The 13144-nt window shown below is 67.3% G+C and carries 9 protein-coding genes; 2 read left to right on the top strand and 7 right to left on the bottom strand.

Features of this window, described 5'->3' with window-relative positions; genetic code table 11:
• Positions 1-114 precede the first annotated feature (114 nt).
• The 6 genes from ACFXNW_RS08465 to metH all read right to left on the bottom strand — a co-directional run bounded on the left by ACFXNW_RS08465 (position 115) and on the right by metH (position 10195).
• Positions 115-1929: a choline/carnitine O-acyltransferase gene (locus ACFXNW_RS08465; RefSeq protein ID WP_379416976.1), complete on the bottom strand. Its 1815-nt coding sequence runs from the start codon at positions 1927-1929 to the stop codon at positions 115-117.
• Positions 1930-1978: 49 nt separating this feature from the next.
• The gene (locus tag ACFXNW_RS08470) at positions 1979-2788 is read right to left on the bottom strand and encodes a class I SAM-dependent methyltransferase (RefSeq protein ID WP_379416977.1); all 810 of its coding nucleotides are present in this window, start codon (positions 2786-2788) and stop codon (positions 1979-1981) included.
• A 30-nt stretch (positions 2789-2818) separates the two neighbouring features.
• Positions 2819-3679, bottom strand: a complete 861-nt coding sequence (locus ACFXNW_RS08475) for an arpA protein (RefSeq protein ID WP_379416978.1) — start codon at positions 3677-3679, stop codon at positions 2819-2821.
• A 139-nt stretch (positions 3680-3818) separates the two neighbouring features.
• Positions 3819-4505 carry an HAD family hydrolase gene (locus tag ACFXNW_RS08480; RefSeq protein WP_379416979.1) on the bottom strand — a complete coding sequence of 229 codons (687 nt, stop codon included), beginning with the start codon at positions 4503-4505 and terminating at the stop codon, positions 3819-3821.
• A gap of 24 nt (positions 4506-4529) precedes the next feature.
• Positions 4530-6173 carry a serine/threonine-protein kinase gene (locus ACFXNW_RS08485; protein WP_379416980.1) on the bottom strand — a complete coding sequence of 548 codons (1644 nt, stop codon included), beginning with the start codon at positions 6171-6173 and terminating at the stop codon, positions 4530-4532.
• 425 nt (positions 6174-6598) lie between these two features.
• Positions 6599-10195, bottom strand: coding sequence for a methionine synthase (gene metH, locus ACFXNW_RS08490; protein ID WP_379416981.1), 3597 nt, complete (start codon positions 10193-10195; stop codon positions 6599-6601).
• A 232-nt stretch (positions 10196-10427) separates the two neighbouring features.
• Here metH and ACFXNW_RS08495 point away from each other — a divergent pair, with 232 nt between their 5' ends.
• Complete coding sequence (locus ACFXNW_RS08495) at positions 10428-11321, top strand: PAC2 family protein (protein ID WP_379416982.1); 894 nt, start codon at positions 10428-10430, stop codon at positions 11319-11321.
• A gap of 69 nt (positions 11322-11390) precedes the next feature.
• Here the strand turns inward: ACFXNW_RS08495 and ACFXNW_RS08500 are convergent, their stop codons facing one another.
• On the bottom strand, positions 11391-11696 hold the full coding sequence (locus tag ACFXNW_RS08500) for a hypothetical protein (RefSeq protein ID WP_379416983.1): 306 nt from the start codon (positions 11694-11696) through the stop codon (positions 11391-11393).
• A 210-nt stretch (positions 11697-11906) separates the two neighbouring features.
• Here ACFXNW_RS08500 and ACFXNW_RS08505 point away from each other — a divergent pair, with 210 nt between their 5' ends.
• Entirely contained in the window at positions 11907-13139 is a 1233-nt protein-coding gene (locus tag ACFXNW_RS08505) for an XRE family transcriptional regulator (protein ID WP_379416984.1), read from the top strand.
• The last annotated feature ends 5 nt before the right edge of the window (positions 13140-13144 follow it).

Below are 13144 nucleotides of genomic sequence, written 5' to 3' on the forward strand. Positions count from 1 at the left end.
CCAGGCCCCTTAATGTCTCCCGTGGGGGTTTTTTTTACACACCCCCCCAACCCGTTCCCTGTCGCGGGCTGCCCGCCGGCAACCGCGCCCCCGGCCCACCACTCGACCCGGACGTCAGTGCGCTGCCAGCAGGGCTTGCAGGTCGGCGACCGCGGTCCGCAGATGTCCGGCGAAGGCGTGCATCTGATCGGCGACCGGCGCGGGTGTGGCCAGGTACAGATTCCAGCGATCGGGCAGCAGCACGTAGGCCACCCCGATGCAGCGCGGACTGGTGGAGCCGAAACCGAAGTACCGGATGTTGACCGACGGCGCCGAGCTGGTGCTCAGGTAGTCGTCACGCATGATCGTCCAGCCGGGACTGGTGTAGAGCGCGATCGGATCGGTGACGCCCAGTTCGGCACCGCGGCGGCGCTGGATCCACTCCAGCTCCCACAGATGCTGTTCCGGCGCCTCGCCGGCCTGGCATTGTTTGGCCCGCGCCACGTGGGCGGCCGCGGCGGTGCGGGCGGCGGCGAGGCGGGTCGCGGTGTCGGCGGACTCGTCCTGCATGGCGTCCACGAACGCCACCATTTCCGGGGTGATCACCCGCATGGCCTCGGTGCGGCCGTTGCGGTACTGCCGGGTGGCGATGGATTCGTAGGTGGCGCCGGTGATGCCCTTACTGCGGCGGTGGGCCAGCTGATAGCTCAGCTGGGCGAAAGCGTCAGGGGAAATCCCGAGCTGCTTGGCCTTCGCGGTCCCGAAATCGTCGAACGACACTGTGGTGGTGGCGTTCTCGGCGGCATAGTGTGCGAACGCCGCGCCTGCCGCCCCGATCTCACCACGCTGTTCGGCGCTGAGCCGGAACTCGATCGGCTCCACCACAGGCAGCCCCTGCGGCTGCGCACCGGATCGTTCGGCGTGATCGGCGGCGGTGGTCTCGAGCAAGGTGTCGACGAACGACAGGATCGTCGTGCCGTCCAAACCACAGTGCTCGACGTTGATACCGGCCTGCCCGTCGGCGAAGACGATGAACGACACCGCCTTGTCGAACCAGCGGTTGGCGCTGTCGCCGTGCAGCAGGATGTCGCAGGCGTGGGCCTCATCGCGCGGCGCGAAATCCTCGAGGCACACGCAGAACAGCGCGGTCTCGATGGTGTCGAGCGCGGCGGCGTCGACCGGGTCGGCCAGCAGAGCGGCCCGGCTGCGCGCCCAGTCCGCGCGCGGCAGGGTGGTCAGATGGCCGACAGCGGTATCGGTGGCCGCGTATTTCGTTCCCGCCTTGAGGACGGCGCGCAGGCCGTCGGTCAGGTCCTCGAAGCTGTGCGGTGCGCCGTCGGCTCCGATGACCTCCATCCGGAACATGCTGCCGCGGTGGAAGACCAGGATGTGACGGGCGTCGGACGGGCCCGGCCATTCAGGGCTGTAGGGCACGCGCACACTGTCCTGCTCCTCGCCCGGGATGCGGGTTTCGGAGAACAGGTACTTGTTCTGCCACATCGACAGCTGCTGACCACGCTGAGTGACCGGCGGGATCTCCTCCCGGTCCAGGGCCAGCTTGTAGTCGACGGCGGCGCTGACGATCCCGGCCGCCCGCTCGACCTGTCCCGCGCCGGTGGACGCCGCGAGGGTGGTGTCGTCGCGGAACAGGAAGAAGAAGTTGGCGTTGAGCGCGATCCGGTCGCGCCGGCCCAGATACCGCGACGGCCAGAACTCGTCGAGCCAGCTGCCGACGCCGGGAGTGGCGTCGTAGTCGCGCAGTGCGGTATCCAGGGTCCGGCCCGGGCCGCCGGGGCGCAGCAGGTCGGCGACGGCGGCCTCGGTGGCGGCGAGTTCGTCGGCGCTGAGCAGCGGCGTGCACCACTCCACGAACCGGGTGCAGCTGTCCTCCAGCGTCGGCAGCGGTACCCGGGGTAGGTGGTCCTCGGCGGCAAACGTGCGTTCGGTCAAGTCGGTTTCCTCGGTGTGGTTATGTGTCTGGCTGCGGCGTGGGTATGTGTCAGGCGGCGGGGCGGGAGAGGTAGAGGTTGGCGTAGAGCCAGCCGCTGTCTTCCCGGTCGGTCGGATCGATTCCGTTGGCGGACAGAGTATTCAACACCTGCGCCTGTTCGGCATCCGAGGCGAAGCGGCGCTGGGCGAAATCGCCGGGCACCTGCTCGGTGCGGTAGCCGAGAGCCGACAGCTCGCCCTCGATCGCATCGAAGCCGTACATGCGCAATACGAAGTGTGCCATCCACGGCCTGCGTTCGGGATGAGCGGTGGCCACCCGCAGCAGCGTCTTCTCGGTGACGTAGCCGATACATCCGGTCGAGATCACCAGATCGGCTCCGGCCAGCACCGCACGCTGCTCGTCGGTGGGGTCGGTGGCTTCCAGATCGGCGTGCACCGCGTCGTGCAGCAGGCCCGCGGCCTGGGCGTAGTCCAGCGCGGGACGGGCGGCGTCCATGCCGACGAAGCGCACCTCTGGTCGGATGTCCTCGGCGTCGAGCCTGGCCCGGTCCCTGGCGATCAGCGTGGCCGGATCGCCGGCATCGGCGCCGCGGTAGTGCTCCCCCAGATCATCGATGGTCGTGTCCAGTCGCAGCAGTGCCGCGTTGACGCCGTAGGAGCAGCCGATATCGAGCACGGTCGGCGCCTCGACCCCGGTCGCCGCACTGTATTCGGCGAGCTGCTGCTCGAAATGCGGCTTCGCCAATTGCGGTATGCAGTAATCCAATTCGGCCATGCGCGCGTAGTACTCGCGCGGATCGGGACGGTCGTAGATATCGTCGAAGGAGGCTTTCCCGGTGGTGTGCATAGGCACGGACACGATGGTTCCTCTCGGGTCGAACTGTGCTGCTCAGTCGAGTAGCCGGTCGCCACGGACAGCATCGGCCGCGGCGTGATGGTCCGACAGCACCCGCCCGAAGAGCTGGCGGGTGCGTTCCACGGTGCCGATGACACCTGGTCGGTCGCTGTAGGCGAAGATCGCCGTATGCCGTTGGGTCCGGCCGCTCACCGGGGACACCCGATGCAGGGAGTAGCGGCCCTGGAACAGTTGCAGATCGCCGGGACGCAGCTCGAGCTGCTGGGTCAGACCCGCACCCGATCCGGTCAGCACCGCACGCACGTCGTCGAGGTTCTCCGCGTGCGGCGAGCGGATGCCGGGGCAGTATTCGAAAACACCGCCCGCCTCCGGCGCTCGAGTGAGCATGCTGACGGTGTATTCGTTGGTGTCGAAATGCCAAGGATGCGACATACCCGGCGCGACGACGTTGAGCACCAGACCGGCCAGCGGGTCGGCGAATTCGTGCAAGCCGGGCAGCTCGAAGCAGTCGGCGATGAAGCGCTGGAACAGCTGACTGGTGTAGAGCTGGTGAATCAGCGCGTCGGTGTCGATACGGTCGCGGGGGACGAACGCATTGCCGCGTTCGAGCACGATCCGACCCGGATGATCCTCGGGCAGTTCGGTATCGAGCGGAATGTTGTAGGCGTTGACCCGCTCCACCTGATAGTGCGCGTGCGGCGCCATCTGCTCACCCTGGTCCCGCAAGCGCTCATGCAGATCGGGCCGGATGAATTCGCGCAGCACGGTGCATCCGTCCTGCGCCAGGTCGGCTCGCGCAGCCGCCACCGCCGCGCGCCAGCCGGCGCTATCGGGTTCGGTGAGCGGAAAGCGAGTGGTGTCGACGATCTCGTCCAGGGCTACCGTCGCTGCCATAGCGACATTGTTATCGGACTATTCCCGACACGCCCGGGTTTTTCCGAGATAGGCGGTGACAATCGTCACGAACCGCTCGGTCTCGTTGCACGGCAACACAGTTCGACCAGGGCAAATACCCCGGCAGCAACGTCGTAGCTCAGGCCTGATCCAGCGGGTACCGAGTACGCAGGACATCGTGCAGGTCCGTCACCGAGAGCGCGACGAGGGAGTCACGCTGCGAACGGGTGGGCGCCTCGGGGACCGCGATCTCGCACGGCACCACGAGTACCGCGCAGCCGGCAGCCTCCGCCGATGCGGCACCGGTCGGCGAGTCCTCAACCGCCACACAGGTTTTCGGGTCGAGGCCGAGAAGTTCGGCCGCGCGCAGGTAGACGGCGGGGTCGGGTTTACCGTGCGGAACCTCGTCACCACAGACCGACGCGTCGAAGTACTCCCGGCCGAGCGTGTCCAGCCCGAACTCGGCAAGCGACCGTTTGGTGTTGGTGACGAGGGCGCTGGGCAGCCCGGCCGCGCGCACCATCGCCAATGCGTCCTTGGCGCCGGGCCGCCACGGAATGGGCTCGGCCATCAGTTCAGTGACTCGACGCTCCAGGAAGCCGCCCGCGGCCCGCATGGCCTCCGGGTCCGGATCGAGGCCGAGCCCGGTGAACACGATGCGCAAAGCGTTGGGGCCGGAGGCTCCGATGAGGGAGCGACGGATCTCGTCGGTCATCTCCGAGCCGAGCTCGACCGCGAGGTCGCGCACGGCGATGTCCCACAGCTTCTCCGAATCCAGCAGCGTGCCGTCCATATCCCACAGCACTCCGGCCAGCCGCGTGTTCACCCGAATCGTCTCCTTGTCGTCCCCCTACAGCCCCGAATTGGCGATCAGCAACCGCCTGTTGTCCGAGGCGACCTGGATCCACCGGCTCTCGGTGGAGGTCGAACCGTCCTTCAGGGTATAGGTCATGGAAACGGTCGCCCCGGTCTCACCGTTGGGTGTGACGTTGTGCACGGTGAGGGCGCTGATGCCGGACCAGAAGTTCAGGTAGTCGCTCTGGCCGGTCTGCGCCTGGTAGCTGGGCGCGAGCATGGACCACGCGCCGGCGGCATTGCCCGGCAGCATGCCGTAGTAGCTGCTGACGAACTGAGCCACTCGGTCGGGGGTCGGCGGTCCGAAGCTGGTCGTGACGCTGGTAGGCGTGGTCGGAGTGGTGGACGCGCTCGGTGTAGTGGACGCGGTGGTCGACGTCGGGCTCGTGGTGGTCGATGCCGTCGTGGGTTGCGCGGTGGTTGTCAGCTCGGTAGGGGCGTCGTCGCCGGACTCGGACTCCCCCGCGCCATCGGGACCGAGAGCTGCCACCGAGGGGTGCGCGGCCGTCACCGTCGGCGATCCGGACCCGTCCGCCGACGGTTCGCCGCCGCCGTTCATCGCAGCGGCGATCAAGCCGGCCAGGAAGAGGATGCCGACCGCGACACCCGCCATCACGGCGACCATGCGGCCACGGCCGGGCCCGCTCGATGGAACCGGGACGGGCGCGGCAGGACTCGTGACCGGTCCCGGCGCAGCTGCGGCGGGGACGGTGGCCGGGCGAGGCACCGCTTGCGTCGAATCATCCGCCCCGCCGATTGCCGACGCGGGCGAGGGCTGCGGCAGGATCTTCGTGGTGGCGGGGGCGGCCATCTTGGGACTGCGGCCCGCCGCAACGTCTTTCAGCGCACGCTGGGCCTCACGCATGGTCGGGCGTTCGGCGACGTCAGCCGACAGCAACCGCATCAGCACCGGACCGAGATCGCCTACGTTCGCCGGCGGACGGACCTGGCCGCGCGCCACCGCATGCAGTACCGCCAGCGGATTGTCGCCCTCGCCGAACGGCGGGGTGCCCTCGACCGCCGCGTACAGCGTCGAGCCGAGCGCGAACACATCCGAGGCGGGTTCCGGGTTCTCACCGCGTGCCACCTCGGGCGCGAGATAGGCGGGTGTACCGGCGAGGAAGCCGGTCGCGGTGACGGTGACGTCGCCGACGGCGCGCGAGATGCCGAAGTCGGTGATCTTCACCGTGCCGTCGTCGGCGACCAGCAGATTGGCCGGCTTCACATCGCGGTGCACGATGCCGGCATCATGTGCGGCGACCAGCGCGGCGGCGGCTTGGGCGCCGATCTCGGCGACCTCGGTGGCGGGCAAGGTTCGCCGACCGGCCAGCTTCGCCGCCAGGCTGGGCGCGTCCATGTATTCCATGACCAGCCAGGGCTGCCCGTCTTCCTCGACGACGTCGAAGACGGTGATCGCGTTGGGGTGGTGCAGTCGTGCCGCGATCCGGCCCTCGCGCTTGGCGCGCAATTTCGCCTCGAGTGCGGCTTCCGGCGTGAGGCCTGGGCCGAGCAGCACCTGTTTGACGGCGACGGTGCGCCGCAATCGGACGTCGGTGGCTCGCCACACCACGCCCATGGCGCCTGTGCCGATCGGATCCGTGAGCCGATACCGTCCAGCGATCAACCGATCCGCCGTCATGAGGTTGCGCCCCTCCTGCTTTCCCGCCGAGTCCTCGACCCTTCCGCGCGTGGTCCAGGTGGATCCTGGGATCTCTACGCGCCGAAGTTGTTTGCACCGGTGAGCTGCAGGATGAAAACGCATCCGCCGACTGCCCCGGATGCAGTTGCCACCCTCCGACAATGGCATAAGCGTCCGACAGGTTCCAGCAGCGTTGCTGGTTTCGGCGGCGTCGCCGGTGTGGCGGACCGGTGTCGCGACGTTCTCACGCCGAACCGGCGCCGCGGTGAGCCGGAACTCGACCCCACCGATTCGGAAATGGCCAGGTCACCGCGGTGCGCGAGTCCGGGCGATCACCCCTACCCCACCTGCCGACGATTATCCGTGAGAACGGTCACAACGCGAGCGAGACCGGCACCCGGAGCGCCGCCCCCGGGTGCCGTCGGTCAAGCGTTGAAGTACTTCGCCTCCGGATGCAGCAGCACGAACGCGTCGGTGGACTGTTCGGGGTGCAGCTGCAGTTCTTCCGACAGATTGACGCCGATGCGGCCCGCGTCGAGCAGGTCGACGAGTTTGGCGCGGTCTTCGAGTTCGGGGCAGGCGCCGTAGCCGAAGGAGTAGCGCGCCCCACGGTAGCCGAGCTTGAAGTAGTCCTGCACGTCGTCGGGGTCGGAGTCGGCGACCGAATGCCCGTCCAGGACCAGTTCTTCGCGAACGCGGCGATGCCAGTATTCGGCGAGCGCCTCGGTGAGCTGGACGCCGATGCCGTGGACTTCGAGGTAGTCGCGGTAGTTGTCGGCGGCGAACAGTTCGTTGGCGAAATCGGCGATCGGCTGGCCCATGGTGACCAGCTGGAACGGCAGCACATCCACCTGGCCGGTCTCGACGGCGCGTTCGCGGGAGCGGATGAAGTCGGCGATGCACAGGAACCGATCGCGTTGCTGACGCGGGAAGGTGAACCGATACCGTTGCGGCGCGGCGGGATCGGGTTCGGTCAGCACGATGACGTCGTCGCCCTCGGAAATCGCCGGGAAGTACCCGTAGACGACCGCCGCATGCTGCAGCACACCCTCGGTGGACAGCCGATCCAGCCACGCCCGCAGGCGCGGGCGGCCCTCGGACTCGACCAGTTCCTCATAGGTGGGCCCGTCGCCGCTGCGCTGACCGCGCAGCCCCCACTGGCCGAGGAACAGTGCGCGTTCGTCGAGCAGACCCGAGTACTCGTGCAGCGCCAGGCCTTTGACCACGCGGGTGCCCCAGAACGGCGGCACCGGCACCGGCAGGTCCGCGGCCACGTCCGAGCGTTCGGGTACCACGACCGGAGCTTCGGCGGCCTTGCGTTCGGCGGCGATCCGTTTGGAGCGTTCGTGACGGGCCTTGCGTTCGGCGGCCTTCTCCCGCTCGGCGATGGCCTCGGGGCTGTCGGGATCGGGGCCGCCGCCGCGTTTGCGGGACATGATGTCGTCCATCAGGCGCAGGCCCTCGAAGGCGTCGCGTGCGTAGTGCACGTCGCCGAGGTAGACCTCGGTGAGGTCGTTCTCCACGTAGGAGCGGGTCAGCGCGGCGCCACCGAGCAGCACCGGGAACTGATCGGACATACCCTTGGCGTTGAGCTCCTCGAGGTTCTCCTTCATCACCACCGTCGACTTCACCAGCAGCCCGGACATGCCGATGACGTCTGCCTTCTTGTCCACCGCAGCGTCCAGAATGGTCGAAATCGGTTGTTTGATACCGAGATTGACCACTTCGTAGCCGTTGTTGGACAGGATGATGTCGACGAGGTTCTTACCGATGTCGTGCACATCGCCCTTGACGGTGGCCAGCACGATCCGGCCCTTACCGGAATCGTCGGTGGCCTCCATATGCGGCTCCAGATACGCCACGGCGGTTTTCATGACTTCCGCCGACTGCAGCACGAACGGCAGCTGCATCTGCCCGGATCCGAACAGCTCACCCACCGTCTTCATCCCCGCGAGCAGCGTTTCGTTGATGATCCGCAGCGGCGGTACTTCCTGCATGGCGGCATCCAGGTCGGCGTCCATGCCGGCCTTCTCACCGTCGACGATGCGGCGCTCGAGCCGTTCGAACAGCGGCAATGCCGCCAGTTCTTCCGCGCGAGAGGCCTTCGACGACGACGCCGATACACCTTCGAACAGTTGCATCAGCTTCTGCAGCGGGTCATAGCCCTCACGGCGGCGGTCGTAGACCAGATCCAGCGCCGTCTCGCGCTGCTCCTGCGGGATCCGGGCGATCGGCAGAATCTTCGACGCGTGCACGATCGCGCTGTCGAGCCCGGCCTGCACGCATTCGTGCATGAACACCGAGTTCAGCACCTGACGAGCGGCCGGATTCAGGCCGAAGGAAATATTGGACAGGCCGAGGGTGGTCTGCACGGCGGGATGGCGACGCTTGAGTTCGCGGATCGCTTCGATGGTCTCCAAGCCGTCGCGGCGCGATTCCTCCTGACCGGTGCCGAGGGTGAAGGTCAGGGTGTCGATGATGATGTCGGACTCGTCCAAGCCCCACGTGCCGGTGATATCGGCGATCAGGCGTTCGGCGATCTGTACCTTGTGCTCCGCGGTGCGGGCCTGGCCCTCCTCGTCGATGGTCAACGCAACCACCGCCGCGCCGTGCTCGGCGACCAGCCGCATGATCTGCTGATACCGCGAATCGGGTCCGTCGCCGTCCTCGTAGTTGACCGAGTTGACCGCGCAGCGCCCACCCAGATGCTCGAGCCCGGCCTGCAGCACCGGCGGCTCGGTGGAGTCGAGCATGATCGGCAACGTCGAGGCCGTCGCCAACCGGCCCGCCAGCTCATGCATATCGGCGGTGCCGTCGCGGCCGACGTAGTCGATGCACAGATCGAGCATGTGCGCGCCGTCGCGGGTCTGGTCCTTGGCGATATCGAGGCACTTCTGCCAATCAGCGGCAAGCATCGCTTCACGGAAAGCCTTGGAGCCGTTGGCGTTGGTGCGCTCGCCGATCATCATGATGCTGGCGTCCTGCTCGAACGGCACCGCCGTGTACATGCTCGACACCGCGGGCTCGTGCACCGGTGCGCGCCGCGCCGCGATCGGCGGCAGGCTCGGCTCGATCTCGCGCACCGCCTCGGTCACCTGACGGATGTGCTCGGGTGTCGTTCCGCAGCAACCACCCACCAAGCCCAGCCCGAACTCGGAGACGAAGCCCGACAGCGCCACCGCCAGCTCCTCCGGCGTCAGCGGGTATTCCGCACCGTTGGCGCCGAGCACCGGCAGACCCGCGTTCGGCATCACCGACACCGGGATCCGGGCGTGCCGCGACAGATGCCGCAGATGTTCGCTCATCTCATCCGGGCCGGTCGCGCAGTTCAGGCCGATCATGTCGATACCGAGCGGCTCGAGCGCCGTCAACGCGGCGCCGATCTCACTGCCGACCAGCATGGTGCCGGTGGTCTCGACGGTGACGTGGGTGATGATCGGAATCCGGCGTCCCGCCCGCTCCATCGCGCGCCGGCTGCCGGTCACCGCGGCCTTCACCTGCAGCAGGTCCTGGCAGGTCTCGACCAAAATGGCATCCGCTCCCCCATCGAGCATGCCGAGCGCCGCCTCGGTGTAGGCATCACGCAGCGCGTCATACGGCGCGTGACCCAGCGTCGGCAGCTTCGTGCCCGGCCCCATCGACCCCAGCACGAATCGTGCCGAGCCGTCGGCACCCGGACCCATCTCATCGGCCACATCCCGCGCCAGGCGGGTGCCCTTCTCCGACAGGTCGCGGATCCGGTCGGCGATGTCGTAATCGGCAAGGTTCGGCAGATTGCAGCCGAAGGTATTGGTCTCCACCGCGTCCGCACCGGCCTCGAAATAGGCGCGATGAATACTGCGCAGCACATCCGGGCGGGTGTCGTTCAGGATCTCATTGCATCCTTCGAGGCCACGGAAATCGTCCAGGGTCAGATCCGCGGCCTGCAACATCGTGCCCATCGCGCCGTCGCCGATGACGACACGACGAGCGAGCGTGTCGAGAAGCGTGGTATCGAACGCGGTGGAGCTGGACGCAGACATGCCCTCCAGGGTAGATGGCGCGTACATCGTTCCGCGCTGGTACACCCGTTCATCGTGCGACCGGACACAGCGGGGCTAGAGGTACGAGGCAAAGGAGACTGTCCGGTCGCCCGGCCATGGACCGCGCATGGCCGCAGCAAGTGTGGAGGTACGCCCACGCTGCCCCCGACACGCGCCGTCGAATACCGCGTCGCGGACACGGTGAATCGGCTCTGGTCGTAGGCTGGCTCGGGTGAACTCGAGTGAATCTGCGGCCTCGCCCGGTCCGGAACTGCCGCCGTTGCGGGATCCGGTGCTCGTCGCCGCCTTCGAGGGCTGGAACGACGCGGGTGACGCTGCCAGCGGTGCGGTCGAACATCTCGAACTCATCTGGGATGCCAGACCACTGGCCGAACTCGATTCCGAGGACTATTACGACTACCAGGTCAATCGGCCGATGGTGCGGCAGGTCGACGGGGTGACCAGGGAAATCGTGTGGCCGGCCACGGTGCTGACGGTGTGCTCGCCGCCGGGCAGCGATCGCGATGTGGTGTTGTTGCGCGGGATCGAACCCAATATGCGCTGGCGCCGGTTCTGCGCCGATCTGCTGGAACTCATCGACCAGCTCGAGGTGCAGACCGTGGTCATCCTCGGCGCCCTGCTCGCCGATACTCCGCATACGCGCCCCGTGCCGGTCACCGGCTCCGCCTATAACAAGGAGGCGGCCGAGCGGTTCAACCTCGAGCAGACCCGCTACGAAGGCCCCACCGGTATCACCGGCGTGCTCCAGGATCAGTGCGTGAAGGCGGGCGTACCCGCGGTGTCGTTCTGGGCGGCTGTTCCGCACTACGTCTCGCAGCCGCCCAACCCCAAGGCCACGATCGCGTTGCTGCACCGGGTCGAGGATGTCCTCGATATCGAGGTGCCGCTGCGGGAGCTGCCCGCGCAGGCCGAGGAATGGGAGTCGACGGTCAACGAGATGACGGTCAACGACGAGGAGATCAGCGAGTACGTGCGCTCACTCGAGGAGCGTGGTGACGCCGCGAGCGATCTCAACGAGACCATGGCCAAGATCGATGGCGATGCCATCGCCGCGGAGTTCGAGAAGTATCTGCGCCGGCGCGGGCCCGGTAGCTTCGGCCGCTGAGGGCGGCCCGGCTGTCACGGGCGATCCACCGCGACAATCGATTTCGGATAGGGCGCGCGGCGGCGGGGCTCAGGTTTGCAGCGTCCAGACCTGAGCCTCCGCATCGCTGGCCAGCTTCGCGAGCAGCAGTTCTCGCGGAATCGTCTGACCGGCAAGGTGATCAAGCGATGGCACCACCACGTGGTGGGCGTCGGCTCGCTTCAGTTCTTGGGTGAGCTCGGCGAACGCCGTACCGTCACCCGCGGTCGATTCATGGAATGTCGCGGCGAAGCAGAGCCCCGCGGCGCGAGCGAGGCCGCGCAGCGCGGCTTCCAGCTCGTCGCCATGGCCCTCGGCCAAATCGTCACGCAAATATCCATAGATCAACGCTTCCACCCGTACCTCCTGGGTCTTCCCCCGCCGCGGCGGGGAGCAGTGCGCCTCCGGGATCTCGCCCCGCGGATGCGGGGGTGTTGCGCTGGGCCGGACCAACATCGGCCCATGTACAGCATGTCCGATCTACTGCGGCGAAAGCAGATGTCAACCCAGTGACATCTAGGTGCCCTATCCGGTGCACCGAAAGTTAACTGGTGCGATACTACAGACGTGGCCGCTGCTGACGATCGACCCGTCTGGGCTGTCCGGATGCGCTCGGAGCGCGACGCGAGAGGGTGGTCACAAGCAGACGCCGTCCGCGCGATGCGCGCCAAGTCATCCCACAACCTGCCGACAGACAGTACCTTGCTGCGTAACTGGCGACGGTGGGAATCGGGCGAGTCCCGGCCCGACGAGTTCTACGCCCCCATCATCGCAGCCGCCTTCGATACCGTCACCGCGGCGTTCTTTCCGAAGTCGCGACCCAATCGCGATGACGAGCTGCTGGCCGCAACCGGTATGGACACACTGGAATTCATCGGCCGCCTGCGCATGTCGGACGTTTCCGCGGCCACACTCGAGGCCATCCGGATCACCGCCGAGCGGCTGTGTTGTGAATACCCCTATACGGATCCACACGAGTTGCACGTCGAGGGCACCAACTGGTTGCGCCGGATCACCTCGTTGCTCGACGGCAGGCTGACCCTGTCCCAGCATCGTGAGGTGCTGGAACTGGCGGGCTGGGTGGCGCTGCTGGTGGGCTGCGTCGACTACGACCTCGGTCGGCGCACCACCGCCGAGGCCACCCGCCGAGCGGCTCGTTCGCTGGGCCACGAGGCCGAACATCCTGAAATCGTCGGCTGGAGTGCGGAAATGGCGGCCTGGTTCGCCTTGACCCAGGGCAATTATCGCGGTGCGATCGAGGCGGCGGATCCTGGTCTGGCCGACTGTGGTTCGTTCGGGGTCGGTGTGCAGCTGGCCGCGCAGCGGGCCAAGGCCTGGGCTCGGATCGGCGACCGCCGGGAAGTGGACGCGGCATTGTCTACGGGGCGGGCCATTCTCGATGGGCTCCATCATCCAGCTGATCTCGATAATCATTTCGTGGTCGATCCGCAGAAGTTCGACTTCTACGCGATGGATTGCTGCCGGGTCGCCGGCGAGGACAAGTTGGCCGAAACCTACGCAAGGCAGGTGATCGCGGACGCCACCCGCGCCGACGGTTCGGTGCGCAATCCGATGCGCGTCTCCGAAGCTCACCTGACACTGGCCGTGGTGGCGGTGCGGCAGCGCGATCTCGAGCTCGCCGTTGACGAAGGGGTGCGTGCCTTCTCCGGGAAACGGCGATCGTTGCCGTCGCTGATGTGGATCGCCGGCGAGGTCGCCCGCGAGATCATCGAACGTTTCCCCGGCGATCCACGCACCCGCACCTACCTCGATCAGCTGCGCGCACTGTCCCCCGAGTGAGCCGG

Origin of the sequence: Nocardia sp. NPDC059180 (genome assembly GCF_042754945.1) — a bacterium.
In the GTDB taxonomy this organism is placed as follows: Bacteria; Actinomycetota; Actinomycetes; order Mycobacteriales; family Mycobacteriaceae; genus Nocardia.

Bases quoted from the DNA above. Each gene is read 5' to 3' on its own strand.
- ACFXNW_RS08485 (WP_379416980.1), bottom strand. From the start codon at position 6,173: ATGACGGCGGATCGGTTGATCGCTGGACGGTATCGGCTCACGGATCCG.
- metH (WP_379416981.1), bottom strand. From the start codon at position 10,195: ATGTCTGCGTCCAGCTCCACCGCGTTCGATACCACGCTTCTCGACACG.
- ACFXNW_RS08475 (WP_379416978.1), bottom strand. From the start codon at position 3,679: ATGGCAGCGACGGTAGCCCTGGACGAGATCGTCGACACCACTCGCTTT.